The organism is Planococcus sp. BI3, from assembly GCF_056680115.1.
The window spans coordinates 207,859-234,721 of the sequence record NZ_CM155266.1 but is presented as its reverse complement, the minus strand read 5'-3'; the positions used below and the strand labels follow the sequence as shown (position 1 = coordinate 234,721).

General features: G+C 45.6%; 25 protein-coding genes. All 25 read right to left on the bottom strand.

Features of this window, described 5'->3' with window-relative positions; genetic code table 11:
- Positions 1-55: 55 nt before the first annotated feature.
- The 25 genes from rpsO to trmFO all read right to left on the bottom strand — a co-directional run bounded on the left by rpsO (position 56) and on the right by trmFO (position 26,855).
- Positions 56-325 (bottom strand): 30S ribosomal protein S15, encoded by a 270-nt coding sequence (gene rpsO / locus AC1MEO_RS01165; RefSeq protein WP_142826542.1) that lies wholly within the window; start codon positions 323-325, stop codon positions 56-58.
- A 135-nt stretch (positions 326-460) separates the two neighbouring features.
- Positions 461-1,411, bottom strand: coding sequence for a riboflavin biosynthesis protein RibF (gene ribF / locus AC1MEO_RS01160; RefSeq protein ID WP_480333804.1), 951 nt, complete (start codon positions 1,409-1,411; stop codon positions 461-463).
- 1 nt (position 1,412) lies between these two features.
- Entirely contained in the window at positions 1,413-2,342 is a 930-nt protein-coding gene (truB, locus tag AC1MEO_RS01155) for a tRNA pseudouridine(55) synthase TruB (protein WP_480333803.1), read from the bottom strand.
- Between the two features lie 65 nt (positions 2,343-2,407).
- Positions 2,408-2,758: a 30S ribosome-binding factor RbfA gene (gene rbfA / locus AC1MEO_RS01150; RefSeq protein WP_480333802.1), complete on the bottom strand. Its 351-nt coding sequence runs from the start codon at positions 2,756-2,758 to the stop codon at positions 2,408-2,410.
- Between the two features lie 18 nt (positions 2,759-2,776).
- Positions 2,777-3,055, bottom strand: coding sequence for a DUF503 domain-containing protein (locus tag AC1MEO_RS01145; RefSeq protein ID WP_480333801.1), 279 nt, complete (start codon positions 3,053-3,055; stop codon positions 2,777-2,779).
- A complete protein-coding gene (gene infB, locus AC1MEO_RS01140) occupies positions 3,052-5,412 on the bottom strand; it encodes a translation initiation factor IF-2 (RefSeq protein WP_480333800.1) in 2,361 nt (786 codons plus the stop codon). Before infB ends, AC1MEO_RS01145 begins: the two co-directional genes overlap by 4 nt.
- Positions 5,390-5,734, bottom strand: coding sequence for a YlxQ family RNA-binding protein (locus AC1MEO_RS01135; RefSeq protein ID WP_480333799.1), 345 nt, complete (start codon positions 5,732-5,734; stop codon positions 5,390-5,392). Before AC1MEO_RS01135 ends, infB begins: the two co-directional genes overlap by 23 nt.
- The gene (gene rnpM / locus AC1MEO_RS01130) at positions 5,734-6,012 is read right to left on the bottom strand and encodes an RNase P modulator RnpM (protein WP_480333798.1); all 279 of its coding nucleotides are present in this window, start codon (positions 6,010-6,012) and stop codon (positions 5,734-5,736) included. The genes AC1MEO_RS01135 and rnpM overlap by 1 nt, the downstream gene beginning before the upstream one ends.
- 20 nt (positions 6,013-6,032) lie before the next feature.
- Entirely contained in the window at positions 6,033-7,160 is a 1,128-nt protein-coding gene (gene nusA, locus AC1MEO_RS01125; RefSeq protein WP_480333797.1) for a transcription termination factor NusA, read from the bottom strand.
- 20 nt (positions 7,161-7,180) lie between these two features.
- On the bottom strand, positions 7,181-7,666 hold the full coding sequence (gene rimP / locus AC1MEO_RS01120; protein WP_480333796.1) for a ribosome maturation factor RimP: 486 nt from the start codon (positions 7,664-7,666) through the stop codon (positions 7,181-7,183).
- Between the two features lie 125 nt (positions 7,667-7,791).
- Complete coding sequence (locus AC1MEO_RS01115) at positions 7,792-12,099, bottom strand: PolC-type DNA polymerase III (RefSeq protein ID WP_480333795.1); 4,308 nt, start codon at positions 12,097-12,099, stop codon at positions 7,792-7,794.
- Between the two features lie 119 nt (positions 12,100-12,218).
- Positions 12,219-13,922: a proline--tRNA ligase gene (locus tag AC1MEO_RS01110; RefSeq protein ID WP_480333794.1), complete on the bottom strand. Its 1,704-nt coding sequence runs from the start codon at positions 13,920-13,922 to the stop codon at positions 12,219-12,221.
- A 99-nt stretch (positions 13,923-14,021) separates the two neighbouring features.
- On the bottom strand, positions 14,022-15,281 hold the full coding sequence (rseP, locus tag AC1MEO_RS01105) for an RIP metalloprotease RseP (protein WP_480333793.1): 1,260 nt from the start codon (positions 15,279-15,281) through the stop codon (positions 14,022-14,024).
- 42 nt (positions 15,282-15,323) lie between these two features.
- Positions 15,324-16,469 carry a 1-deoxy-D-xylulose-5-phosphate reductoisomerase gene (gene dxr / locus AC1MEO_RS01100; RefSeq protein ID WP_480333792.1) on the bottom strand — a complete coding sequence of 382 codons (1,146 nt, stop codon included), beginning with the start codon at positions 16,467-16,469 and terminating at the stop codon, positions 15,324-15,326.
- 16 nt (positions 16,470-16,485) lie between these two features.
- Complete coding sequence (locus tag AC1MEO_RS01095; protein WP_480333791.1) at positions 16,486-17,277, bottom strand: phosphatidate cytidylyltransferase; 792 nt, start codon at positions 17,275-17,277, stop codon at positions 16,486-16,488.
- Positions 17,274-18,065 carry an isoprenyl transferase gene (locus AC1MEO_RS01090; protein WP_480333790.1) on the bottom strand — a complete coding sequence of 264 codons (792 nt, stop codon included), beginning with the start codon at positions 18,063-18,065 and terminating at the stop codon, positions 17,274-17,276. The genes AC1MEO_RS01095 and AC1MEO_RS01090 overlap by 4 nt, the downstream gene beginning before the upstream one ends.
- A 152-nt stretch (positions 18,066-18,217) precedes the next feature.
- Positions 18,218-18,775, bottom strand: coding sequence for a ribosome recycling factor (gene frr / locus AC1MEO_RS01085; RefSeq protein WP_480333789.1), 558 nt, complete (start codon positions 18,773-18,775; stop codon positions 18,218-18,220).
- Positions 18,775-19,500, bottom strand: a complete 726-nt coding sequence (gene pyrH, locus AC1MEO_RS01080) for a UMP kinase (RefSeq protein ID WP_006828253.1) — start codon at positions 19,498-19,500, stop codon at positions 18,775-18,777. The genes frr and pyrH overlap by 1 nt, the downstream gene beginning before the upstream one ends.
- Before the next feature lie 81 nt (positions 19,501-19,581).
- Entirely contained in the window at positions 19,582-20,466 is an 885-nt protein-coding gene (gene tsf, locus AC1MEO_RS01075) for a translation elongation factor Ts (protein ID WP_480333788.1), read from the bottom strand.
- A 90-nt stretch (positions 20,467-20,556) separates the two neighbouring features.
- Positions 20,557-21,276 (bottom strand): 30S ribosomal protein S2, encoded by a 720-nt coding sequence (gene rpsB, locus AC1MEO_RS01070; protein WP_215099839.1) that lies wholly within the window; start codon positions 21,274-21,276, stop codon positions 20,557-20,559.
- A gap of 482 nt (positions 21,277-21,758) precedes the next feature.
- Complete coding sequence (gene codY / locus AC1MEO_RS01065) at positions 21,759-22,538, bottom strand: GTP-sensing pleiotropic transcriptional regulator CodY (RefSeq protein WP_480333787.1); 780 nt, start codon at positions 22,536-22,538, stop codon at positions 21,759-21,761.
- A gap of 86 nt (positions 22,539-22,624) precedes the next feature.
- Entirely contained in the window at positions 22,625-24,022 is a 1,398-nt protein-coding gene (gene hslU, locus AC1MEO_RS01060; RefSeq protein ID WP_480333786.1) for an HslU--HslV peptidase ATPase subunit, read from the bottom strand.
- Positions 24,022-24,567 carry an ATP-dependent protease subunit HslV gene (hslV, locus tag AC1MEO_RS01055; RefSeq protein WP_480333785.1) on the bottom strand — a complete coding sequence of 182 codons (546 nt, stop codon included), beginning with the start codon at positions 24,565-24,567 and terminating at the stop codon, positions 24,022-24,024. Before hslV ends, hslU begins: the two co-directional genes overlap by 1 nt.
- A 16-nt stretch (positions 24,568-24,583) precedes the next feature.
- The gene (gene xerC / locus AC1MEO_RS01050; RefSeq protein ID WP_480333784.1) at positions 24,584-25,477 is read right to left on the bottom strand and encodes a tyrosine recombinase XerC; all 894 of its coding nucleotides are present in this window, start codon (positions 25,475-25,477) and stop codon (positions 24,584-24,586) included.
- 67 nt (positions 25,478-25,544) lie between these two features.
- A complete protein-coding gene (trmFO, locus tag AC1MEO_RS01045; protein WP_480333783.1) occupies positions 25,545-26,855 on the bottom strand; it encodes an FADH(2)-oxidizing methylenetetrahydrofolate--tRNA-(uracil(54)-C(5))-methyltransferase TrmFO in 1,311 nt (436 codons plus the stop codon).
- Between the last annotated feature and the right edge of the window lie 8 nt (positions 26,856-26,863).

Genomic DNA, 26,863 nt, shown 5'->3' with positions numbered 1-26,863 from the left:
TAAAGTTTTATCCATAAAGAAAAAGCGGGACGAATCCCGCTTTTACTGTTTACTATTAACGGCGTAGGCCAAGTCTTGCGATTAACTCGCGGTAGCGAGCTACTTCGTTTTCACGTAAGTATTTCAGCAAGTTACGACGGCGTCCAACCATTTTGAATAGACCACGACGTGAGTGATGATCTTTTTTGTGAGTACGTAAGTGCTCATTCAAGTTGTTGATGTCTTCTGTAAGAATGGCGATTTGAATTTCTGCAGACCCAGTATCAGTGTCATGCACTTTGTATTCATTGATCAATTCATTTTTACGTTCTTGTGTGATTGCCATACTGTTTCCACCTCCTAATTTCTGATATCCCCAATTACCGAGCAAACGTTGGTGATTCGATTTGCCAAGCAACGGTTAGTACATTCAGTACTCATAAATAATAGCATAAGGCTTTTCCGAAATCAACTGCATCGATCAATTAATGCCTGCAAAAAACTGTTCCGCCGTCTCTTTGTCCCGCTGAATTTGTGCCTTCAGCTCGTCGATGCCAGAAAATTTCTGTTCATCCCGAATCCGTTCATGCCATTCGACTTCCACCATTTCTCCGTAGATTGATTTATCAAAATCGAGGATATGGACTTCGATGACTTGTTTTTTAATATCCGGATTGTTGAAGGTGGGCTTGTAACCGATGTTGCAGACACCGTTATGGTACTGGCCCTGCACTTGAATCTTCACCGCATAGACGCCGCGGCTCGGTACGACCGCACCGAGCTCCGGTTCCACATTGGCTGTCGGAAAACCGATCGTGCGCCCTCGTTTATCGCCATTTACCACAGTGCCTAATACCCGGAACGGCCGACCCAGCAGATGGCAGACCTCTTCGACTACGCCCTGCTTCAATAATTCACGGATGCGCGTCGAACTGATTTTTTCATTGCCGTCTTCCAGCTTATCAACAACGCTGACGCCGTAATGGCCTTCTCCTATTTGCTTCATTAATGCCATATCGCCTTTTCCTTTACTGCCGAATGAAAAATCAAATCCTGCTGTGACATGCGCCACGTTAAGGCCTACAATAAAGAATTTGATGAATTCTTCAGGTGTCAGTTTGGCGAATTCTGAAGTAAAACGGACGATAAAGCAATAATCAACGCCCATCCCCTCCAGGATTTCCATCTTCTGCTGCATCGGCGTAATGTAGAATACCTCTTCCTTCCTGCCCCCCAAAACCAATGAAGGGTGCGGGTCGAAGGTCATCACTGCTGATTTAACGCCCTTTTTTTCTGCCTGTTCGATTGCTGCATCTATGACACGCTGATGCCCTTTATGTACCCCGTCGAAAAAACCGAGCGCCAATGATAAGGGACCAGTTTCGACATCGGGTTTTACGTGAATCGGATAACTTAAATGGATTATTTTCATATTACACCTCGTCCGCTGTCGGAAAACCGAACATTTTTTCAGGTTTCATCTTGTCCGCTTTTTCAGGATGGTTTTTATAGAGCGCTACAGGAACTCCCTGAACCGTCAACACCACAAATCCCATTTGGTCGAGTATGGCATGACGCGCCAAAACCTGGCCATTTTTCACAGCAAAAATCTGTTTAGACTCAATTTCCATAAACGGAAATGCACTTAAACCATAGCTGAGCGGTTTCAAAATATCACCGATATCTCCATTTTGGGCAAGTTCAGCCACTTCGGCAAGTGTTACGCAATCTTTTTTGCTGAATTTCCCGGACTCTGTCCGTGTCAGCCTCGACATATGCGCAGGATATCCCAATGCCTGACCGATTTGCACTGCAAGTGTTCGGATATAAGTTCCTTTGCCGCAGCGGATGCGGATGTTGAATTTGATCTCCTGTCCTGCCCATTGCTGATCGTCGTCCATCAACTCGATTGAGTCGATCCTGACGATGCGTTCTGGCCGCTCAACAGCAATTCCCTGGCGTGCATATTCATAAAGTTTTTTGCCGTTCACTTTAACTGCAGAATACATCGGCGGAATCTGTTTGATGTTGCCTGTCAACCCCAGCAGGACCTCAGCCACTTGGTCGCGTGTAATAAGCTTCTCTGAGGCATCCGTATCCACAGTCTCCCCCGTGGCGTCTTCCGTTTCAGTCGAATGGCCGATTGTCACTTCAGCTTCATAGGTTTTTCCCTGGTCTGTGATGTACTCCGCTACTTTCGTCGTGTTGCCGATGCAGATCGGCAACACGCCATCCACTTCGGGATCCAGCGTTCCCGTATGTCCAACTTTTTTTGTCTGAAGAATTTTTCTCAGTTTAAAGACACAATCGTGAGATGTCATTCCTTTTTCTTTCCATAAGGGTAGAATTCCGTTTAATGCCATATGCCTTAGCTCCTTTGCTTGATGCAAAAAAAAGCCCGCTATCTAGAATAGACAGCAGGCTCTTTTTAATCTTCTTTTGGTACTTGAATATCACGCAATAAACTGTCGATCCGATTGCCGTACGCAACCGATGAATCAATTTCAAACGACAATTCAGGAGTTTTACGGAGACGGATCCGCTGTCCAATTTCAGAACGGATAAATCCTTTTGACTTCGTCAACCCAAGCAATGTCTGTTCTTTTGCATGGTCTTCGCCTAACACGCTGATATATACAGTTGCCTGCTGGAGATCTCCTGTAACTTCAACATCTGTTACAGTGACAAATCCGATACGTGGATCTTTCAGTTTTCGGCTGATGATATCGCTAAGCTCTTTTTTCATCTGCTCAGCTACACGATTCGCGCGCATTGTCATTGCTAATCCACCTCGATCTTACAAATATTCTTTTTCAATCTCCAAGCATTCCCAAGCAGGATTGCTTTCCAAATAGTAGAGAACTTGCGCCATTTCCTTGTCCGCCATTTCTTTCGATGAAGAAACGATAACAAAGGCGATACGGGTCCGTTGCCAAACATTTTGGTGATCAATCTCTGCTGCGGAAACGTTGAATTTCTGTCTGCTGCGGGTCAGCATGCTTTTCACAACTGCCCGCTTATCTTTTAGCGAATGTGCCGTTGGAATGTAGAACTCGCATTCCATGTACAGGATCATTTGCGTTCGATTTCTTCCATAACGTACGCTTCGATGATATCCAATTCTTTCACATCATTGAAGTTTTTGATGGTAATACCGCATTCGTAGCCTTTAGCCACTTCTTTTGCATCGTCTTTAAAGCGTTTCAATGTATCAATCTCACCTTCAAAAACAACAATGCCTTCACGGATGACGCGGACACCACTGTTACGGGTGATTTTGCCTTCTGTTACATAGCTTCCGGCAATGGTTCCGACTTTAGATACTTTGAACGTGCTGCGGACTTCAGCTTGTCCAATGATTTTTTCTTCGAATTCAGGGTCAAGCAACCCTTTCATTGCGAATTCAATTTCTTCGATCACTTTATAGATGATGCGGTGCAAACGGATGTCTACGCCTTCTGCATCAGCAGCGCGTTTCGCGTTTGCATCCGGACGAACGTTGAAACCGATGACGATGGCATTTGATGCAGCTGCCAATGAAACATCAGATTCCGTGATGGCACCAGCGCCTGTATGGATGATTTTCACGTTGACGCCTTCTACATCGATTTTCAGAAGGGATGCAGCCATTGCTTCAACGGCACCTTGAACATCAGCTTTGACGATCAAGTTCAATTCTTTCATTTCGCCTTGTTTCAATTGATCAAACAAGTTATCAAGCGTTACCCGTGTTTTTTCAGAACGCTGAACTTGAAGCGCTGACGTCGCACGAGTTTCTCCAACCTGGCGAGCTGTTTTCTCATCTTCAAAGACGACAAAGCGGTCTCCTGCTTGCGGTACATCATTCAAACCAGTAATTTCCACTGGCGTTGATGGACCTGCTTCTTTTACGCGGCGGCCGATATCAGAAACCATGGCGCGAACGCGGCCAAATGTGTTTCCGACAACAATCGGGTCTCCAACTTTCAAGGTACCATCCTGAACAAGAAGTGTAGCTACTGAGCCACGGCCTTTATCAAGCTCTGCTTCAATAACTGTACCAATTGCACGGCGCGCAGGATTGGCTTTTAATTCTCCAACTTCAGATACAAGAAGGATCATTTCAAGCAACGAATCAATGCCATCGCCGGTCAAAGCGGAAATCGGTACGAAAATCGTATCGCCGCCCCAAGCTTCAGCTACTAATCCGTGTTCAGTCAATTCCTGCATCACACGGTCAGGATTTGCACTTGGCTTATCCATTTTGTTGACTGCAATGATAATTGGAACTTCTGCTGCTTTGGCATGGTTGATCGCTTCAACCGTTTGCGGCATAACGCCATCGTCTGCTGCAACAACAATAATTGCAAGGTCGGTCACTTTTGCTCCACGTGCACGCATCGTCGTAAACGCGGCGTGGCCAGGAGTATCAAGGAACGTGATTTTCTTGCCGTTGTCGTCAACAACCTGATAAGCGCCAATGTGCTGTGTGATTCCGCCTGCTTCTCCAGCAGTCACTTTCGTGTGGCGGATCGAATCAAGCAAAGTGGTTTTACCATGGTCAACGTGCCCCATGATGGTCACTACCGGCGGACGCTCTTGGTTTAGGCTTTCGTCTTCAGGTTCAAAGTAAACTTCAAGATCCGTTTTATCTACTAAGATCTCTTCTTCCACTTCAACCTCATATTCAGCACAAATTAATTCAATCGCATCTTTGTCCAACTCTTGGTTAATGGTAGCCATTACACCAAGCATGAACAATTTTTTGATGATTTCAGAAGGCTCACGCCCTAATTTTTTTGCAAGCTCTGCTACCGTCAATGACTCACTGAACGTGATTTTAGCCGGCAGTTCTTTTTCTCTTTTCGGCATTGGCGGCAACGGATTTACCGGTTGCTGCTGCTTTCCTTTGCGGTTGCGGTTTTGGAAGCCGCTGCGGTTCCCGCCACCTGGACGTCCTGAAGAACGTTGGCCTGGACCTGCCGTAGGTTTAGCTGCTTTTGGAGTGAAGTTCGATCCTGATTTTGCTGGTGCAGCAGTTGGTCGTTGGCCATTTCCCTGTGAACGGGACTGCCCTATACTCGGTGCTGCTGCCGGACGCGACTGGCTTTGTCCAGATGGACGCGACTGGCCGCCTTGCGGACGGGATTGCCCTTGGCCTGATGGACGTGACTGGCCGCCCTGTGATGGACGGGATTGTCCCTGGCCTGATGGACGTGACTGGCTGCTGCCTTGCGGACGGGATTGTCCTTGGCTTGGTGGTCGGGATTGCGTTTGTGGACGCTGTCCAGCTGAAGCATTTTTGTAGATGCTGTCTAATTTCGTTACAGCATTGTCTTCTAATGTTGCCATATGGTTTTGTACCGTAATATTAAGCTTAGACAGCTCATTAATAATCTCTTTGCTTGGCTTGTCTACCTTCTTTGCGTATTCATGTACTCGAATTTTGGTCATCTGCTCGCCCCCGATTAATTTCTTCATATAAGCTGGTTATTTTCTTTGCAAATCCTTTATCTGTGATTGCAATTACTACCCGCTCTTCTTTGCCTATCGCATGTCCCAACTCGAAACGGGACCCAAAAACATGAAGGTCCACTCCATACGATTTACATTTATCCTGCAATTTCTTACTGGTGTTATCTGAAGCATCTTCAGATAGTATCACTAATTTCGCTTTGCCTTTTCGAACTTCGTTCACGGTCATTTCTTCACCGGAAATGGTCATTCGTGCACGTGTTGCCAATCCCAGTAATTGAAGAATTTTTTGTTTAGTCATTATTTCAACTGCTCTCTGAGAACGACGCGAATTAACTCATCATAGATTTCGTCTGGAATCTTGACTTCCAATTGCTTGTCCAGCACTTTCCTTTTACGGGCAGTCGCGATGGCATCTTCCGATTTCGAAAGGTATGCGCCGCGTCCTGATTTCTTGCCTGTCAAATCAACGGCGACTTCGCCTTCTTTTGAACGGACAATGCGGATCATTTCCTTTTTAGGATGCATCTCGCCTGTAGCTACACACTTTCGTAATGGAATTTTCTTTTGCAGAGCCAACGGACATCACCTTTTCTACATTATTCTTTTTCTTCGTAAAAATCAAAGTCGTCCAGTTCTTCACCGGATTCCACTAATTCGATATCAGCGTTCGGGTTCGGGTAAATCCCAAGTTCACGAGCGTCTGTTTCGCTTTTAATGTCTATTTTCCAGCCAGTTAATTTTGCCGCCAAACGGGCGTTTTGTCCGCGTTTGCCGATTGCAAGAGATAATTGATAATCAGGAACGACAACCGTAGTCGATTTTGCATCTTCATTCACCTGTACGTCCAATACTTTTGACGGGCTAAGCGCATTCGCTACAAAAATAACCGGTTCTTCTGACCATTCCACGATGTCAATTTTTTCTCCGCTCAACTCATTGACGATCGTCTGAACACGGCCACCTTTAGATCCAACACATGAACCAACTGGATCGATGTCGTCGCGGTGTGCAAAAACAGAGATTTTCGAACGGTCTCCAGCTTCACGTGCGATTGACTTGATTTCAACAATGCCATCGTAGATTTCAGGCACTTCATTTTCAAATAAACGGCGAAGCAAACCTGGGTGTGTACGTGAAACAAATACTTGCGGTCCGCGTGTCGTGCGCTCCACTTTCGTGATATACACTTTGATGCGGTCATGCGGCTTGTAATGTTCATTCGGCATTTGCTCTGTCTGCGGCAGCACAGCTTCAACTTTGCCAAGGCCTACATATAAGTTGCGTGGGTCCATACGCTCAACAATACCATTGACGATATCGTCTGCACGATCAACAAACTCCTCATAGATCAAGCCGCGTTCCGCTTCACGTACACGTTGTGTAACCACTTGTTTTGCTGTTTGAGCAGCAATACGCCCAAAATTGCGTGGTGTTACTTCTTCTTCCACGATATCTCCCAGCTCATAGGCCGGATTGATGACTTTGGCATCTTCCAACGAAATGTGAAGGCGTTCATCTTCAACTTCCTCCACAACGTCTTTACGTGAATAAACCAACATCGTGCCTGTGTCCAAGTTCAAATCTACACGGACGTTCTGTGCTTGGTTAAAATTCCGTTTATAAGCTGTTACCAAAGCCGCTTCAATCGCTTCAATCAGGACCTCACGTGAAATCCCTTTTTGTTTCTCTAATACTTCAAAAGCATCCAATAACTCACTGCTCATTTTATTCACTCCCAGGTTCTTCAATCAGGTTTAACAGAAAAATCAATGGCCAAACGGATAACGGCAATCTTGTCTTTCGGAAAGGTGATTATTTTTCTGCGTGTCTTGATTTTAATTTCAATTTCCACTTGTTCATCGTCATAAGATTTTAAATAGCCTTCAAATTCTTTCGCATCTTCAATCGGCTCATAGGTTTTGATATAAATAAACTTACCGATAGCTTTCTCGAAATCTTTTTCCTTTTTCAACGGACGTTCTGCCCCTGGAGATGAAACTTCCAGGAAATAGTTTTGTTCAATCGGATCTAATTGATCCAGGATTTCACTTAACTTTTCACTTACCAAAGCACATTGATCAATATCAATCGGTGCTTCCGGATTGTCTACATATACCCGTAAAAACCAGTTGCGTCCCTCTTTCAGGAATTCCACATCTACTAGTTCCAGTGCTAATTCACTGGTGATGGGCTGTGCTATCTTCTCGATTTGTTCTGTAATTTTGCTCATATATGCCTCCCGCCAATTTTATGCCATAACAAACAGAAAAGAGCGGGAGAACCCACTCTTCTGCGACAGAGCTATCAGTAAATGTTACTACAATAATACCACAAACGGCACCGTGGTGCAACTGGCTAGAAAAGGGACAGCTGGTTGGCGTCAGGCATCCCTTCCAGACAGCCGAGATCATCCATGTATTCGATGATTGTTTTCGAAACGCGGCCACGCTGCTGCAGATCTTCCTTGGACAGGAATTCACCATGCTCACGGGCGGCAACAATTGATTTCGCTGCATTCGTCCCCAATCCCGGAATGGCATTGAAAGGGGGAATCAAGCTGTTGCCATCAATGATAAATTGATCCGCAGATGATTTATACAGATCCACCTTCTGGAAAGCATAGCCGCGCTCGACCATTTCCAGCGTCAATTCCATAACCGTCAACAGGTTCTTCTCTTTTGTTGATGCTTCCAGACCTTTAGAGTTGATGTCATCAATTACGGCACGGATCGAGTGTGACCCCTTAGCCATGGCATTGACATCAAAATCTTCTGCCCGAACAGTAAAGTAGGCTGCGTAATAAAGAACCGGGAAATGCACTTTAAAGTAAGCAATCCGCACAGCCATCAAGACATAAGCCGCTGCGTGCGCTTTCGGGAACATATACTTGATCTTCTTGCAGGATTCAATGTACCAGTTCGGCACACCTTCTTTTTTCATGGCTTCTTCAAATTCAGGCGTTAACCCTTTCCCTTTACGGACGGATTCCATGATTTTAAATGCCAATGAAGATTCAAGCCCCTGATAGATCAAGTAGACCATGATATCATCCCGGCAGCCGATTACATCGGACAGCTGGCAGGTGCCGTTTTGGATCAGTTCCTGCGCATTGCTCAGCCATACATCCGTTCCGTGGGAAAGCCCGGAAATCTGGACCAGCTCAGAGAAGGTGTTCGGTTTCGTTTCCTCCAGCATCTGGCGTACAAAGCGCGTACCGAATTCCGGAATTCCAAGCGTACCTGTTTTACAGCCGATCTGCTCTTTGGTGACACCGAGTGATTCTGGCCCGGCAAAAATTTTCATCACTTCCGGATCATCGGTCGGGATGGTCTTCGGATCGATCCCTGACAGATCCTGGAGCATGCGGATCACTGTCGGATCATCGTGCCCGAGTATGTCGAGTTTCAATAGATTATCGTGGATGGAATGGAAATCAAAATGCGTCGTCTTCCACTCGGAATCCTGGGCATCGGCCGGGAATTGGATTGGCGTGAAATCATAGATGTCCATGTAATCAGGGACAACGATGATGCCCCCGGGATGCTGGCCGGTACTGCGCTTGACGCCCGAACAGCCTTGTACCAGGCGGTCGATTTCTGCGCCCCGCAAAGTCATCTCCCGGTCGTTGGCATAGCCGCGGACATAGCCGTAGGCAGTTTTTTCTGCAACTGTACCAATGGTTCCTGCGCGGAAGACATTATCTTCCCCGAATAATTCCTTCGTGTAATTATGGGCAACTGCCTGGTATTCACCACTGAAGTTCAAATCAATATCGGGAACCTTGTCTCCTTTAAATCCGAGGAAGGTTTCAAACGGAATATCCTGGCCTTCTTTTTGATACGGAACATCGCAATCCGGACAGTTCTTGTCTTTCAAGTCAAATCCGGAACTGACTGAACCATCATTAAAGAACTCCGATTTTTTGCATTTCCTGCAAATATAATGCGGCGGCAAGGGATTGACTTCGGTGATTTCAGTCAATGTCGCAACCAGCGAAGAACCAACCGACCCACGGGATCCAACCAGATAGCCATCGTCCAGGGATTTCTTGACGAGCTTATGCGAAATCAGGTAGATGACCGCAAAGCCATGTCCGATGATGGACTTCAATTCTTTTTCAATGCGCGCTTCCACAATTTCAGGCAACGGTGTTCCGTAAATCTGGCGAGCCATGTCGTAGCTCAATTCCCGGACCTCTTCATCAGCGCCTTCAATTTTCGGTGTATACAATTCATCTTTGATCGGCTTGACGACATCAATCATTCCGGAAATTTTAACCGAGTTTTCCACTACCAGTTCATGTGCCGTTTCAGCACCAAGAAAGTCAAAAGCATCCAGCATTTCATTGGTCGTTCTGAAATGGACCTTCGGCAATTTCTGGCGGTTCAGCGGGTTTGCCCCGCCTTGAGATCCAATAAGCACCTGACGGAAAATCGCATCCGTTTCATCCAGGTAATGGACATTGCCTGTGGCCACCAGCGGAATTTCCAATTTGCGGCTGATTTTCACCAATTTGCGGATGATGTCCTCTAAATTCCATTCATCACGAATCATTTCCCGTTCAATCAAATGGGAATAGACTTCTTTCGGATGAACCTCTAAATAATCGTAGAATTGAGCTGCCTTTTCGACTTCTTCCATCGACTTTTGCATGACTGCTTCAAAAACTTCGCCTTTGTCACAGCCGGAACCGACCAGAAGCCCTTTCCGATGCTTTTGCAGCAGTGAACGCGGAATTCTGGGCACCCGGTAGAAATAATCGATGTGCGAAGCGGACACCAATTTGAAGAGGTTTTTCAGCCCTTCGTCATTTTGTGCCAGCAATGTGCAATGCGTCGGACGCGACCGTTTATAAGCGTCGCCGCTGCCGACATAATCGTTGATCTGGTCGTGGTACAGTATGCCTTTTTGATCGGCTTCTTTTAAAAGGTGCGTCAACAAATACGAAGTGGCTTCGGTATCATAGATGGCCCGGTGATGCTGGGTCAGCTCGATGCCGAATTTCTTGGCTAATGTGTTCAAACGGTGATTTTTCAGTTCTGGATGAAGCATGCGTGCAAGTTCCAATGTATCGATGGTCGCGTGCTTTTTCTCAATGCCGAATTTTTTATAGCAGACATACAAGAAGCCCATGTCGAATGAAGCATTATGGGCAACCATAATATGGTCGCCTGCCCATTCGTGGTATTTGCGGATTACTTCTTCCACTTCCGGTGCATTCTTGACCATGTCGTCGGTGATACCGGTCAAATCTACCGTTGTCGACGACAGCTCATGGTGCGGATTGGCAAAGCTCTCAAATTTATCGATGATTTGGCCGCCTTTGATCTTCACGGCAGCGAGTTCAATGATCGTATCGTAGACAGCAGATAAGCCTGTCGTCTCCAAGTCAAACACCACAAAAGTCTCTTCTTCCAATAACGCATGGCGCTCTTCATACGCAATCGGCACTCCGTCATCGACTAAATTCGCTTCCAATCCAAAAATCGCTTTGATGCCATGCTTTTTGCTGGCAGCATAGGCATCCGGGAAGGATTGGACGCCGGCATGATCCGTTATGGCAATTGCGGGATGGCCCCATCTGGCGGCTTGGCTGACCAGGGATTCGACAGACGAAACTGCGTCCATTTGGCTCATCGGCGTATGCAGATGCAATTCAACGCGTTTCTCTTCTGCCGTATCCAGGCGAAGCACCGGTTTGATTTCCACCATATCCTGTGCCATCATCACCAAATCGCGGACAAAGGTGTCGGTTTGAATCGAGCCGCGTGCTTTTAGCCACATGCCTTTTTTGGCATTGGCCATGAGTTCAGCATCTTCTTTGTCACGGGAGAACATCTTCACGAGAATCGAATCGGTGTAATCTGTAATCTTCACCGTCAATAGGGAACGGCCGCTCCGAAGCTCTCTCACTTCCGCATCAAAGACATAACCTTCAATGGTCACTCGGCGTTCTTCGTCCACAATGGATTTGATTTCGACTATATTTTCATCCGGTTTGATGGCCGTACCCATTTGGAATGGACCAGATGGAGTGCCATTTTCTTTGCGGTTCGTCTCCCGCTTCTTCATGTCGGATAAGGCTTTATTTGCCATTTCCTCTTCTTCTCGGCGGCGTTCCACCATAAAGGCTTCATGTGCTGCTTCCTGGTTTTCATCTGACAGCTGAAAATCGATTGCCACATGGGGAAAGCCGAACTGGCGGTATACGCCTGCTAATTTTTCGCTGTATTTTGATTTTAAAGCCATCATTTCATGTTCGTGGTTGCATAACAATAACAGCTTATTGCCATTCCAGACTGGCGCCTGTGACAAGAGCCGTTCCCGCAGTGGGGGTGCCATGTCCGCCAGTTCTTCGACAGCGTATTTCCAGTAGGACAAGACCAGGGCTTCCTGCGCCGTCTCCTGATTTGACTCGATATTCAATTGAATTGAAGCAATCGGGGAAAACGTGCTATAAAGTCGTTCTTTTAATAATAAGTACAAATCGACAGGCAGGATATTCTTCAGTTTCACAAGGAATTTCCATGACCGCTCTTTTTTATGGACCGTCATCCGTGTCAGTTCAGCCTCTTCGAAAAAGGGCATATGTACATCGTCCGTTAAGTCGAGATGCTGAAGCAGCATTTTGAATCGCATTTTAGGGTCTTGCTGGTTTGTCATAATTATCCCCTTCGTGGTAGTGATTTAAGAAAAGCGCAAGAGCGCGTATATATGAAGCAGGCAGAAAAAGAAAGGAAAGTACATAATGTACTTTCCTTTCATCATATCAGATTTTGCTGTTATTTTTTAAAGAACTGCTGCAATTGATCGAGTAATTCTTCGCGCGTCCATTCGAACGTTTCACCTGTCCGACGTATTTTGACTTCCAATATTCCTTCGGCCGCTTTTTTGCCGATGGTGATGCGGATCGGCAAACCGATCAAGTCTGCATCGGTAAATTTTACGCCTGCCCGCTCCTTGCGGTCATCAAGCAGCACTTCATAGCGATTGGATTTCAGTAATTCATGCAGCTCTTCACCAAGCTCGCGCTGCACATCATCTTTGACGTTGACCGGCACAAGATGGACCTCATAAGGTGCGACGATATCCGGCCATGTAAAGCCATTGTCGTCCTGGAATTGCTCAGCGATCGCTGCCATGACGCGCGACACACCAATTCCATAACATCCCATGATATAAGGCATTGCTTTGCCTTGATCATTCAGGAATGTGCCTTTCAGCGGAATGCTGTAGGTCGTGCCCAATTTGAAGATATGGCCAACTTCAATGCCTTTGGCAAATTGGATCGTCCCTTGCCCATCAGGAGAAGCATCTCCTTCCTGGATAAAACGCAGGTCCTGGTAAGCAGCGACAGGAAAGTCTTTTCCAGGTGTCGCATTTTTATAATGATAGCCACTTTCGTTGGCGCCGGTTACCGCGTTGACCATGTTTTCTACTGCATGATCCGCAAACAACCGAATATCTGAAGGAAGATTGATCGGGCCAAGAGAGCCGATGTCGCAAGATAATAATTGTTGAACTTCTTCCGGCGTTGCCATTTCGATGACTTTGGCTCCGGTTGCATGCTTGACTTTGACGTCATTAATGTCGTGGTCGCCTCTTGCTAAAACGATAACCAATTCATCATCTGCTTTGAAGACCAGGGTTTTGATGCATTTATCAGCAGTGGTCTCAAGGAAATCAGCCACATCTTTAATGGTGTTTTTTCCTGGTGTCGCCACTTTTTCCATCGTTTCAGGTGCTTCATTGGAAACTGGATAACTTACATTGACTGCCGCCATCTCGATATTTGCTGCATAAGAGGAAGAATCGGAATAGGCAATCGTATCTTCGCCAATTTCCGACAGAACCATAAATTCATGGTTGTCTTTTCCGCCGATTGCACCTGAATCCGCAATTACCGCACGGAAATTCAAGCCAAGGCGTGTAAAGATATTGGTATATGCCTGCATCATGACATCATAAGTTTCATCCAGGCTCTCAGACGTGGCATGGAACGAATAAGCATCTTTCATCAGGAATTCACGGCCGCGCAATAAACCAAAGCGTGGACGTTTTTCGTCTCTGAACTTCGACTGAATCTGGAACAGGTTCAAAGGCAATTTTTTGTAAGATTTGATTTCATCACGCAGCAGGCTGGTGATGACTTCTTCATGCGTTGCCCCCAAAGCGAATTCACGGTCGTTGCGGTCTTTCAAGCGCATCAATTCGTCGCCGTAAGTATACCAGCGGCCAGATTCCTGCCATAGTTCCGCCTGCTGAAGTGCAGGCATAAAGATTTCAACGCTGTTGGCGGCTTCCATTTCTTCACGGATGACGGTTTCAACTTTTTGGAGTACGCGTTTGCCAAGTGGCAGAAACGAGTAGATGCCACTGGTGTTTTGGCGGATAAAGCCTGCGCGCAGTAATAGCTGGTGCGATTTCACTTCTGCATCGGCCGGAGTTTCACGTAAAGTAGGGATAAAAGTTGCTGTTTGTTTCATTCCAGAATACACCTCAACTGACTATAGGATTTTTATTGATGGGATAAAAGTTCAGGACAGGCAAAAATAGCTGCCTGTCCGGTAATACTCACTCAATTATTAAAAGAAATACTTTTGTATATCATTCCAGGTGACGACGATCATCAGCAGCATGAGGAGCATGATCCCGACAAAATGGACCATCCCTTCTTTTTGCCGATCGACCGGTTTGCCGCGCACGGCCTCAAGTATGAAGAACATCAGACGTCCGCCATCCAATGCCGGAAGCGGAAGCAGATTCATAATCCCCAAGTTGATGCTGAGCATACCCGCCCAGCTCATCAAGGTGAAGAAACCGTATTTGGCGACTTCTTCAGTGGTCTTATAAATCCCAACTGGACCGGATAAAGCATCAATGGTAAATTGGCCGGTTACCAACATTCCAAGCAGACGGAAGATTTCCTTGAACCAAAAGATGGTTTGTTCAGCGCCATAGACAAAAGATCCGAGAAAATCTTTTTCCACTGGGCTTTGGTACAATACGCCGATGACACCAATCTGTTCAGGTGACTGCTCTGAAATTTCAGGCGTGATGGTAAAGTTCAACGGTTCACCGTCTCGTTCAACACTGAAATCAAGAGCATTGCCGGCATTGTTCTGAACCGATTCAACCAGTTCGTCCCATGTGCCAATCGGATTTCCTTCAATTTCAGTCACCAGATCCCCATCCTGCATTCCAGCTTCTGCCGCAGGACTTTCTTCTGTCACTTCGGTGATGACAGGTTCAAAAGTCGGAATGCCCTGCATCATGCCAAGTGCTGTGAAAATCAGGAACGCCAGAATAAAATTGAATAGCGGTCCTGCGAAAATCGTCATAAAACGTTTGCCTACTGATTTTGAATCAAACTGGCGATCGTAAGGAGCCAGAATGGTTTCTCTGCCATTTTCTTCAACGACCGCATCGCGCGCCACTTCAATGCGCACTAGCTTTTCATCTTCATCATAGCCTTTGATCCATAACTCTTTTTCCAGGTCTGCTTCTTCCACTTCAAGAAACAGAATTTCCGGATAAACGTTCTTTTGGTTCAAAATGATTTTTTTAGCCTGGCCTTCTTTGTTCAAAAGAACACCGATGCGATGGCCCGCTTGAAGCTGGATCGTATCCATATCTTCGCCGGCCATGCGTACATATCCACCAATTGGCAATAAACGCAATGTGTATAGCGTTTCTCCTTTAGTGATGCCCAAAATTTTCGGGCCCATCCCTATTGCAAATTCACGGACCAAAATGCCGGCACGTTTTGCGAAAAGGAAATGGCCAAATTCATGGAAAAAAACTAAAGCACCGAAAATTATTATAAACGAGATAACTGTCTCCATTTCAAACCCATCCTTATAAAGTTATTCGGTTTTGATCTTTAGTTATTTTAGCATGTTTTTTACAGATTTTCTTGTTTCAGCATCCACATGCAGAATCGTTTCCAAATCAGGATTTGCCAGAACTTCGTGCTCGTCCATGGCACGCTCGATCATTTCCTCAATCTGCAGGAATTTGATTTCTTCATTAAGGAATAAAGCAACGGCCTGTTCGTTGGCCGCGTTTAGCACTGTCGTCATCGTTCCGCCTGCAATACCCGCATCAAAAGCCAGCTGCAAAGCACGGAATCGTTTGTAGTCCATTTCCTGAAAGTTCAACTTGCCGATCTCAGCCAAATTCAAACGCTTGGCCTCTTTGCGCGGAAGCCGGTCCGGGTAGGAGAGCGCATACTGAATCGGCACCCGCATATCCGGTGTTCCAAGCTGTGCAATTACACTGGTATCCTGGAATTCGACCATGGAGTGGATGATGCTTTCGCGGTGAAGCACCACATCAATATCGGCATAGGCAAAATCAAACAGAATATGCGCTTCGATCACTTCCAGCCCTTTGTTGACCATGGTTGCAGAATCTATGGTGATTTTCGAGCCCATCGACCAGTTCGGGTGGTTTAACGCATCCTGAACGGTGACGTTTTTCAGCTGTTCGCGTGTCAAGTCACGGAAACTGCCGCCGGAAGCCGTTAGGATCAGACGGCTGGCCTGCTCTTTCTTTTCACCGTTCAACGCTTGGAACAACGCTGAGTGTTCGCTGTCGACCGGTAAAATGATTGCACCGTATTGTCTGGCGCTATCCATGACCAAGTGGCCCGCAGTCACGAGCGTTTCTTTATTGGCAATAGCAATGGTGCGGCCAAGTTTGATTGCTTCCAGGGTCGGCTCCAGCCCTACACTGCCAAGTACAGCATTGACCAGGATATCGGCGTCGTAGACAGCAATTTCAATCAGCCCTTCAGCTCCTGCCACAAATGATACAGCCGGATATTCAGCTTTCAGTATTTTGGCATCTTCCGATTGCTGGACACAAACAATTTCAGGATTGAATTCCGCAATCAATTTACGGGTGATGTCCATATTTTTCCCAGCCGAAAAGCCAATCAATGAAAATTCTTGTGGATGTTCGCGGATAATATCAGCTGTCTGCACACCGATTGAACCGGTTGCGCCCAGCAGGATAATTTTCTTAACCATTCAGCAATTTCCTCTCTTAAATGAAATGTAAAAAGTGAAGCAACGGCATAACGAACAGAATACTGTCAAAACGATCCAATATCCCACCATGTCCCGGCAGGATCGACCCAGAATCTTTCACGTTGAAATGGCGCTTTAACGCAGATTCCACCAAGTCACCCATCTGGCCGAAGACCGATGCGATGATGGTGACAATGATGATTAGGATAATTGAGTGATTTAATGGGATGAAATAATTGAAGACCAGTGCAATTCCAATGGCCCAGATGATGCCCCCGACGAAGCCTTCAATTGTCTTGTTCGGTGAAATCTCCGGCCATAGTTTTCGTTTGCCGATTTTGCGTCCTGTGAAATAAGCTCCAGAATCTGTGAACCAAACCACCAGCAAAGCAAAAATCAAAAAGCTGAGGCTGGCTTCACGCGTTTCAATAAAGTAGAAGAAACCGATGCCAACATATAAAGTGCCTAATATAGCAAAAGCAGCATCATCAAAAGTAAAGCTGTTTTTCACAATGACTGTATGTATTAAAAGAAGAATGACGGCTAAAAAAGCAAATTCAACTTTCTCATAGCCTGTCCATTCATAAACCTGAACCGCCCATTGGTCCGGCAGCATAAATGCGTAAAGCGCCAATAGTGAAATAAGGCCGGGAATGCTCCGTAAGCTCCGGCCCTTCATTTTCAAAAGCTCCTGCAATGCTATGGTTCCAAGCAAATAAACCAGCAGAATAAATGGGACGCCGCCATAAATGACAAATGGGATAAAAAGAGCTGCTGCAATGGCGCCCGTTATGATCCGTTGCTTCATTTCACTTCGTCTCCTTTCAACCCACCATACCGGCGATTGCGTTTTTGGTAAATCTCAATCGCTTCCAATAAGGAATCTTCATTAAAATCGGGCCACAAGGTTTCCGTGAACCAAAACTCGGTATAAGCCAATTGCCAAAGCATGAAATTGCTTAAACGGACTTCACCGCTTGTGCGGATCAACAAGTCAGGTTCTGGCAGGTCTTTCGTCATCAGCCCGCCTGAAATAAGGTCCTCATTAATGTCAGAGACATCCAGCGTACCCGCCGCCACCTGCGCAGCAATATCTTTCACAGCATCCACAATTTCTGCACGGCTGCCGTAATTCAAAGCAAAATTCAGGATCAGTCCTGTATTGTCTTTCGTTGCCTCTTTTGCTTTTTTTATGGCTTTGAGTGTATGCAGAGGCAAATTATGATGATACCCCATCATTTCCACCCGAACATTCTCTTCAATCAGTTCCGGCAGAAAAGTTGTCAAAAATTCTTCCGGCAAGCGCATCAAAAAATCCACTTCGATTTTTGGCCGTTTCCAATTTTCAGTGGAAAATGCATACAAAGTCAATACACTGACCCCAAGTTCGCTGGCAAGCTTCGTCACCTTCCGGACAGTCTTCATTCCTTCATGATGTCCAGCAACTCGTGGAAGTGAACGTTTTTTGGCCCAGCGTCCATTGCCATCCATAATAATCGCAATATGAGCCGGAACGGCTTCGTTCGAAATCAAAACTGAGCGATCTCCATTTCCCAAGACCAAATCAGTATTTCGTTTTAGTAGTTTATTGAACATAGTTAATCCTCCACCTATTACAAATCGGCATGTCTATTGCTTATCATATCAAAAAAAACAGCATTGTGCGCTTCTTTCAGGAGACAGCGTTAATTTTTGGCATGAAAAAGCGTCCTGTTTAACAGGACGCCCCACATGAAATGAAGTTCGTTTTAAACTTCCATAATTCCTTTTTCTTTATCTTTAGCCATTTCATCAATTTTCGTGATGTTATCGTCTGTCAACTTCTGGACGTCATCTGTGTAACCACGCAAGTCATCCTCTGTGATTTCACTTTTCTTCTCCAGTTTCTTGAACTCATCATTCGCATCCCGACGGATGTTGCGGATTACCACTTTTGCTTCTTCCGCTTCTTTTTTCACTTGCTTCACAAGATCCTTGCGGCGCTCTTCCGTCAATGCCGGAACTGCCAATCGGATTACTGAACCATCGTTTGATGGGCTTAATCCAAGATCAGATTTAAGAATGGCTTTTTCGATATCGCCAAGAACCGATTTGTCATACGGCTGGATCATGATCAAACGAGCCTCAGGGATGGAAATCCCCGCAACTTGATTGACCGGTGTTGGAGAACCATAATAATCAATCGTCAATTTATCCAGCACAGATGGCGTTGCACGGCCCGCACGGATAGAAGCTAGATCACGGGAAAAAGCCTGGATCGCATTGGTCATTTTAGATTTGGTTTCGTTCATCACTGATTTCGGCATTATATTGTTCTCCTCACTACTGTCCCGATTTTTTCTCCGAGTACAGCCCGTTTTATATTTCCATTTTCCATAATTGAGAATACTACGAGTGGGATGTCATTGTCCATACAAAGTGTGGAAGCAGTCGAATCCATCACCTGCAAGCCTTGTTGAATCACTTCGAAATAAGATAGTTCTTCATATTTCACAGCAGTGGAATCCGTCTTCGGATCAGCTGAATAAACGCCGTCAACATTGTTCTTCGCCATTAAAATGACATCAGCTTCAATTTCGGCCGCGCGCAATGCTGCTGTTGTATCAGTTGAAAAATACGGGTTTCCGGTACCGGCTGCAAAAATGACAACCCGCTTTTTCTCTAGATGGCGGATAGCTCTTCTGCGGATATAAGGCTCAGCAACCTGACGCATTTCAATAGATGAAAGAACGCGGGTTTCAACGTCCTGTTTCTCCAAAGAATCCTGAAGCGCCAATGAGTTCATGACTGTTGCCAACATGCCCATATAGTCTGCTGTCGCACGGTCCATTCCCATTTCAGAACCGACTTTGCCTCTCCAGATATTGCCGCCGCCTACTACGACTGCAACTTCCACTCCGAGTTCAACCACTTCTTTTACTTGGCTCGCTACTGATTTGATGATTTCTGGGGACAATCCGAAACCTTGTCCTCCTGCCATTGCTTCACCACTTAGTTTTAATACAATGCGTTTATATTGCTGAACACTCATCGGTACCCTCCATTACATAGTTATTGAAAAATAGGGAACACGTACTCGTGTTCCCTAAGATGAATCATATGATAAACAATCTTATTTTTTGTTAACCTGGCTCATAACTTCGTCAGCGAAGTTATCTTCACGTTTTTCAATGCCTTCTCCAACTTCGTAACGGATGAATTCTTTAACAGATCCACCTGTAGAAGCTGCAAAATCACGAACTTTTTGGTCTGAGTTTTTAACAAATGCTTGGTCAAGCAAGCAGATATCTTCGAAATATTTACCAAGGCGGCCTTCAACCATTTTAGCAACGATTTTTTCCGGCTTGCCTTCGTTCAATGCTTGCTCAGTCAAAATTTTGCGCTCGTGCTCTACTTCGTCAGCAGAAACTTCGTCGCGTGATACATATTTCGGGTTCAACGCAGCGATGTGCATAGCGATGTCGCGTGCAGCGTCTGAATCCGTAGAGTTTTCAAGAACAACAAGCACTGAAATACGTCCACCCATGTGAAGGTAAGGACCGAATGCGTCAGCATCTGTTTTTGTGCGCACTTCAAAGCGGCGCAATGTGATTTTTTCACCAATTTTTGCGATTGCATTTGAAATGTGGTCTGCAACTGTCAAACCGTTAGGCAAAGTAGAAGCATTAGCTTCTTCAATTGTTGCCGGCTTTGTCGTGATCAAGTGCTCGCCCAATTCTTTTACTAAAGTTTGGAAACCTTCGTTTTTCGCAACAAAGTCAGTTTCTGCATTCACTTCAAAGATTACCGCTTCGTTTTCTTTTACAAGAATTGAAGTAATTCCTTCAGCTGCGATGCGGTCCGCTTTTTTAGAAGCGCTTGAAAGACCTTTTTCACGCAAGAAATCTAGAGCCGCTTCCATATCTCCGTCTGTTTCCACTAAAGCCTTTTTGCAATCCATCATACCTGCGCCTGTTTTTGCACGCAATTCTTTTACCATCTGTGCTGTAACTGCCATGATTAAATTCCTCCTCTATAATTTGGTACCATTTTCTCAAAAAAAGGTGATAAGAGGGGTTGGCCGCTTATCACCTGTGTAAATTGCGAATTACTCAGCAGATTCAGCTTGAGTTTCTTCTTCTTCTTCTTCCGGTTTTGACTCAAGCAAAGCGTCCGCCATTTTACCAGTCAACAATTTAACTGCGCGGATTGCATCGTCGTTTGCAGGAATAACATAATCGATTTCATCCGGATCACAGTTAGTATCAACGATACCAACGATAGGGATGTTCAATTTCATTGCTTCTGCAACTGCAATGCGTTCTTTACGTGGATCAACTACGAACATTACGTCCGGTAGTGAACTCATGTCACGGATACCGCCAAGGAATTTAACAAGGCGTTCGTGTTGTTTCTTCAACTGAACAACTTCTTTTTTCGGTAGAACTTCAAAAGTTCCATCTTCTTCCATGCGCTCGATCTGTTTCAAACGGTTCACACGTTTTTGGATTGTACCGAAGTTAGTAAGTGTTCCACCCAACCAACGTTGGTTGATGTAGTAGTTGCCAGAACGTTCTGCTTCTTCTTTGATAGCGTCTTGAGCTTGTTTTTTCGTACCGACGAAAAGTACTTTTCCGCCTTCTTCGCCCACTTGTTTCATGAAGCTATAAGCTTCCTCCAGTTTGCGGACTGTTTTTTGAAGATCGATGATGTAGATGCCGTTACGTTCCACGAAGATATATTTTTTCATTTTCGGGTTCCAGCGGCGAGTTTGGTGGCCAAAGTGTACACCAGCTTCTAACAATTGTTTCATTGAGATTACTGCCATGATTTGTTTCCTCCTGATAGGTTATTTTTTCCCTCCGCATTTTTCTTCTCTGAACCGTTACCCAGTTGGGCACCTGCGACTCAAATCGAAATGCGTGTGTATTTAACACCATTTGAAATTATACCATGCTTTTCCTTTAGACCGCAACAAGTTTCTCTCATAAATTTGCAACAGCCAAAAGAAAATTTCAGCGTCCCTAAAATGACAGCTATAAGTAGTGGAGCCTTTTCTTCTCACAAGGCAAAAAAGTTCACTAAGCGGTTGGGAGAAATGTCCGCTCGCAAAACCTTCCGCATCGCTGCGTTAGCCCCAAAACATTAATAGGCATTTCCGCTTTTCACATTTCAACTTAAAGACATTGGCCGGAATCCCGCAGAAAACGTCTGCGCACTGGACAGCCGCTATTTCTTTGGGATACAAAAAAGGGCTGCCCCGGAAAGTCATTTTCATGACATTTGGGACAGCCTCTTCTGAAGTTCAATTTAGTTCATTTTCAATTGTTCAAGTTCAGCTAGGAATTTCGTGTTCAATACTTTGATGTATGTCCCTTTCATTCCTAGAGAGCGTGATTCGATAACGCCTGCGCTTTCAAGCTTACGAAGTGCGTTAACGATAACCGAACGCGTAATGCCAACACGGTCAGCAATTTTAGAAGCGACCAGCAAACCTTCGTTGCCGTCAAGCTCTTCAAAAATATGTTCGATAGCTTCAAGCTCGCTGTACGAAAGTGAAGAAATCGCCATTTGCACAACAGCTTTGCTGCGGGCTTCCTCTTCGATGCGATCGCCTTTTTCGCGAAGGATTTCCATCCCTACTACTGTAGCGCCGTATTCTCCAAGAATTAAATCGTCGTCGTGGAATTCTGCGTCTACACGTCCAAGAAGAAGTGTTCCTAAACGCTCGCCGCCGCCATTGATCGGAACGATTGTTGTCAGACCATTTTTAAACAATTCACGTTCTTCCACAGGGAAGATTGTGTGTTCACTGTTAACGTCCAAGTTTTCAGTCGTTTCAGTGATGTTTGAAAGTTTTTGGGTATACTCAAGCGGAAATTGACGCTCTTCCAGCATCCCTTTCATGCGTTCGTTCTCGATTTGCTGATTGATTGCGTAACCTAATACTTTACCTTTGCGGCTCACTACGAATGCGTTGCATTCAATTACTTCACTTAGTGTTTGAGCCATGTCTTTAAAGTTAACTTTTTTCCCGCCAGCTGCTTCCAGCATCGAGTTGATTTGTCTTGTTTTTCCTAATAAATTCATTTAAATGAACCTCCTACATAATTCGTACCATGTTTATTCAATATTCTAAAGCTTTTTACTCTTTAATGGAACTAATTCGCCTTGTTTTACAGAATAAATTGTGACAAGTCTTTATTTTTCGCCACGTCCTCGAGTTTCTCATTTACATATTGAGGGGTTATGTCAATTTGTGCTGGAGAAATTTCGGAAGCTTCGAAAGATAAATCTTCTAACAGACGCTCCAGTATTGTATGCAACCTGCGCGCGCCGATGTTATCTGTGTCCTGATTTACTTCATATGCAATTTCTGCAAGTCTGACTATTGAGGCATCATTGAAGTGTACCACAACTCCCTCTGTTTCGAGAAGGGCTTTGTACTGATTTATTAAAGAATGTTTTGGTTCCGTTAAAATTTTGACAAAATCTGCGACTTCAAGCTTCTGCAATTCGACACGAATCGGAAAACGTCCCTGCAATTCCGGAATCAAATCAGAGGGTTTCGACATATGAAAAGCCCCTGCAGCAACAAACAACACATAATCCGTCTGCACTGCCCCATACTTAGTGGACACGGTGGAGCCTTCAACGATTGGCAAGATATCGCGTTGGACACCTTCGCGCGAAATATCAGCAGAAGAAGAACCGTTCTTGCTGGCTATCTTGTCCATTTCATCGATAAAGATGATGCCGTGCTGTTCAGCGCGGTCGATCGCTTCTGACGCCACTTCTTCATCGTCCACTAATTTAGCCGCTTCTTCAGTTGTTAAAATCCGGCGGGCTTCTTTTACCTGCAAGCGCCGCTTTTTCTTTTTCTTCGGCATCAGGGATGACAAGGCATCTTGCATGTTCGCGCCCATTTGCTCCATTCCCGACCCTTGCATAGCGTCAAACATGGAAAGTGAATTCTCAACCACTTCAACGGTCACCCATTCGTCTTCCAATTTTCCAGTTTTCAAGTCTGCAGCAATTTCTCTTCTCTTGACCCGAACTTCCACTTCAGCAGTTGGTTCTTCTTCTTCCTGCTCAAGCTTCTGGCCAAAAAGCATTTCCAGCGGATTCTGGTTCGCCTGTTTTTTACGCATCGACGGAGCCAGCAATTTGACGATCCGTTCGTTGGCGGCCGATTCTGCCTGGAATTGGACCGCTTCATATTTTTCATCTTTAACGATCCGCACAGCTGCTTCGACCAGATCGCGCACCATGGATTCAACGTCCCGGCCGACATAGCCGACTTCTGTAAACTTCGTCGCTTCTACTTTGACAAAAGGTGCACCGGTCAGTTTGGCAATCCGGCGGGCGATTTCTGTTTTCCCAACGCCGGTCGGACCGATCATCAGGATATTTTTCGGGATCACTTCGCCCCGCATTTCTTCATCCAAACGGCTTCTCCGGTAGCGGTTGCGCAATGCGATGGCAATCGAGCGCTTCGCATCTTTTTGGCCGACGATGTAACGGTCCAGGTGGTCAGTAATTTGTCTTGGCGTTAAATCAGATTGATTTTTCATTAGGACAATTCCTCCACTACGATTTGATGATTGGTATAAACACAGATATCTGCCGCTGTCTCCAAGGCAGATTGCGCGATTTGTGCAGCCGTCATGTTATCTCCGGCATACTTTTTCAAGGCACGCCCTGCTGCCAGCGCATAGTTTCCGCCTGATCCGATGGCCAGAATGCCATCATCTGGTTCAATGACTTCACCGGTGCCTGATACCAGCAGCAATTCATCTTTGTTCATAATGATGAGCATCGCTTCCAATTGGCGAAGCATTTTGTCTCCACGCCATTGTTTTGCCAGTTCGACTGCCGCCCGCTGAAGGTTGCCATTATATTCGGTCAGCTTTCCTTCGAACATCTCAAACAGCGTAAAAGCATCTGCAACTGATCCTGCAAATCCGGTCAAAACTTGGCCATTGTATATTTTCCGTACTTTTCTTGCGGTATGCTTCATGACGACAGCATTGCCGAATGTCACCTGGCCGTCGCCTGACATGGCGCATTCGCCGTTATGCTGAACCGCGAATATTGTGGTTGCATGGAATTGTTGCATGATAAAATTCCCCTTTCTAAGCTCTCGGGTGTGACTTTAAATAGGTGTTCCGTAAATGCTCTTTGGTGACATGCGTATAAATCTGAGTCGAACTTAAATGGGTATGTCCAAGCAGTTCCTGGACAGTCCGAATATCAGCACCATTATTAATCAGATGAGTCGCAAATGTATGGCGGATCATATGCGGATAAATAGACGAATTGACAGAAGCTTTCTTCATGCACTCACTCAAGATATGGCGGACGCCCCGATCTGTTACAGCTTCTCCCCGGCTATTCACGAACAGGTAATCATGTTTTTTGTTCTTCATCAGTTTAGGACGCGCATCTTCCATATAATGTTCCAGCGCGTCCTGAGCAAACTGGCCATACGGGATGTAACGCTCTTTCCTGCCTTTTCCCATCACTTTGACAATCTGCATCGTCTGATCCAGGTCGCCCAGGCGAATAGAGACGCATTCACTGACACGCATACCCGTCGCATAAAGAAGTTCCAGAAGCGCAGTATTGCGGATCGACAGTTTGTCTTCACCCAGAACCGACTTAAAAAGTTGCGCCAGCTCTTCCTCATAGAAGAATTGCGGCAGCCGCTCTTCTTTCTTCGGATGGTAAAGAGATCTGAATGCTGCCTCATTCAATCCAAACTCACGATTGCCATAACGGAAAAATGAACGGATCGCTGAAATTTTTCTGGAAACTGTGGTTCTCGATAACTTGGCATCATATAGCTTGGTGACATAATTCCGGGCATGTATATACTCGACTTCTCTAATATCAGGAACGCCTTCAGCATTCAAAAACAGAAAAAAATCCGCCACATCGTGTTCATAATGGTGGACGGTGTGTTCCGAATAGTTCTTCTCCAATTGAATGTAGGTCATAAAAGATTCAAGCATCTTTTCTTTCTGCATATATGCTCCACCTTTCACCAAATACAAAAGCCTCTAAATTATACCAACATTTAGAGGCTTTTATCAATTAAACAGTCACAGTATTCATATAGTTTTGAATTGAAGCAAGTGCCCGGTCTGCGTGTTTTTCTGCGCGTTCCTGTTTCGAACGGATGCGCTCACCAAGATCCGGGAACAAACCGAAGTTGACATTCATCGGCTGGAAATTCTTGCTGTCCGCCTCTGTAATATAACGGGCCATACTGCCTAAAGCTGTTTCAGCCGGGAATACCAACAACTCTTCACCCAATGCCAATTTCGCTGCATTGATCCCAGCCAGCAATCCGCTGCCTGCAGATTCAACATAGCCTTCGACACCGGTCATCTGGCCGGCGAAGAAAATGTTCCCGTCAGCCTTTAATTGATAGGTCGGCTTTAGGACACGAGGCGAGTTGATGAAGGTGTTGCGGTGCATCACACCGTAACGCACGATTTCCACGTTCTCCAACCCGGGAATCAATTTGAGCACTTCTTTTTGAGGTCCCCATTTCAAATGCGTCTGGAATCCGACGATATTGTAAAGTGTTCCAGCTGCATCATCCTGGCGCAGCTGAACGACGGCGTACGGAATTTTCCCTGTTTTTGGATCTTCCAATCCTACTGGCTTCATCGGTCCGAAAGTTAAAGTTTTCTCACCTCTGGCGGCCATCACTTCAACCGGCATACAGCCTTCGAAATAAATTTCTTTTTCGAACTCCTTCAACGGCACAACCTCGGCTTCGACAAGTGCGGTATGGAAACGCATAAACTCATCTTCAGTCATTGGACAGTTCAGGTAAGCCGCTTCCCCTTTGTCGTAACGGGATTTCAGATAGACTTTATCCATATCGATGCTGTCTTTTTCAACAATCGGTGCTGCTGCGTCATAAAAGTACAAGTATTCTTCACCTGTCAGGTGGCGGATCTTTTCAGCAAGTGCCGGTGACGTTAATGGTCCGGTTGCGATGATGGTGATGCCTTCCGGAATTTCAGTCACTTCCTCATTGATCACTTCCACTAATGGATGGTTTCTGACTTTGTCGGTAACGGCTGCTGAAAACTCGTGGCGATCCACAGCAAGTGCTCCGCCGGCTGGCACAGAAGCCCGGTCTGCTGAATCGATGATCACCGAATCCAGTTTACGCATTTCCTCTTTGATGACACCGACCGCATTGGTCAGGGAATTGGCTCGAAGCGAGTTGCTGCAGACAAGCTCTGCAAATTTGTCAGTATGGTGAGCAGCCGTCTGTTTTACCGGACGCATTTCGTACAAACGGACGTTAACTCCTCGTTTTGCGATTTGCCACGCTGCTTCACTACCGGCTAATCCGGCTCCAATTACGTTTACATACTTCGTCATTTTCAAAC

Bases quoted from the DNA above. Each gene is read 5' to 3' on its own strand.
- rpsO (WP_142826542.1), bottom strand. From the start codon at position 325: ATGGCAATCACACAAGAACGTAAAAATGAATTGATCAATGAATACAAA.
- ribF (WP_480333804.1), bottom strand. From the start codon at position 1,411: ATGAAAATAATCCATTTAAGTTATCCGATTCACGTAAAACCCGATGTC.
- truB (WP_480333803.1), bottom strand. From the start codon at position 2,342: ATGGCATTAAACGGAATTCTACCCTTATGGAAAGAAAAAGGAATGACA.
- rbfA (WP_480333802.1), bottom strand. From the start codon at position 2,758: ATGACAATGCGCGCGAATCGTGTAGCTGAGCAGATGAAAAAAGAGCTT.
- AC1MEO_RS01145 (WP_480333801.1), bottom strand. From the start codon at position 3,055: ATGATCCTGTACATGGAATGCGAGTTCTACATTCCAACGGCACATTCG.
- infB (WP_480333800.1), bottom strand. From the start codon at position 5,412: ATGACCAAAATTCGAGTACATGAATACGCAAAGAAGGTAGACAAGCCA.
- AC1MEO_RS01135 (WP_480333799.1), bottom strand. From the start codon at position 5,734: ATGACTAAACAAAAAATTCTTCAATTACTGGGATTGGCAACACGTGCA.
- nusA (WP_480333797.1), bottom strand. From the start codon at position 7,160: ATGAGCAGTGAGTTATTGGATGCTTTTGAAGTATTAGAGAAACAAAAA.
- rimP (WP_480333796.1), bottom strand. From the start codon at position 7,666: ATGAGCAAAATTACAGAACAAATCGAGAAGATAGCACAGCCCATCACC.
- AC1MEO_RS01115 (WP_480333795.1), bottom strand. From the start codon at position 12,099: ATGACAAACCAGCAAGACCCTAAAATGCGATTCAAAATGCTGCTTCAG.
- AC1MEO_RS01110 (WP_480333794.1), bottom strand. From the start codon at position 13,922: ATGAAACAAACAGCAACTTTTATCCCTACTTTACGTGAAACTCCGGCC.
- rseP (WP_480333793.1), bottom strand. From the start codon at position 15,281: ATGGAGACAGTTATCTCGTTTATAATAATTTTCGGTGCTTTAGTTTTT.
- dxr (WP_480333792.1), bottom strand. From the start codon at position 16,469: ATGGTTAAGAAAATTATCCTGCTGGGCGCAACCGGTTCAATCGGTGTG.
- AC1MEO_RS01095 (WP_480333791.1), bottom strand. From the start codon at position 17,277: ATGAAGCAACGGATCATAACGGGCGCCATTGCAGCAGCTCTTTTTATC.
- AC1MEO_RS01090 (WP_480333790.1), bottom strand. From the start codon at position 18,065: ATGTTCAATAAACTACTAAAACGAAATACTGATTTGGTCTTGGGAAAT.
- frr (WP_480333789.1), bottom strand. From the start codon at position 18,775: ATGCCGAAATCAGTGATGAACGAAACCAAATCTAAAATGACCAATGCG.
- pyrH (WP_006828253.1), bottom strand. From the start codon at position 19,500: ATGAGTGTTCAGCAATATAAACGCATTGTATTAAAACTAAGTGGTGAA.
- tsf (WP_480333788.1), bottom strand. From the start codon at position 20,466: ATGGCAGTTACAGCACAGATGGTAAAAGAATTGCGTGCAAAAACAGGC.
- rpsB (WP_215099839.1), bottom strand. From the start codon at position 21,276: ATGGCAGTAATCTCAATGAAACAATTGTTAGAAGCTGGTGTACACTTT.
- codY (WP_480333787.1), bottom strand. From the start codon at position 22,538: ATGAATTTATTAGGAAAAACAAGACAAATCAACTCGATGCTGGAAGCA.
- hslU (WP_480333786.1), bottom strand. From the start codon at position 24,022: ATGAAAAATCAATCTGATTTAACGCCAAGACAAATTACTGACCACCTG.
- hslV (WP_480333785.1), bottom strand. From the start codon at position 24,567: ATGCAACAATTCCATGCAACCACAATATTCGCGGTTCAGCATAACGGC.
- xerC (WP_480333784.1), bottom strand. From the start codon at position 25,477: ATGCAGAAAGAAAAGATGCTTGAATCTTTTATGACCTACATTCAATTG.
- trmFO (WP_480333783.1), bottom strand. From the start codon at position 26,855: ATGACGAAGTATGTAAACGTAATTGGAGCCGGATTAGCCGGTAGTGAA.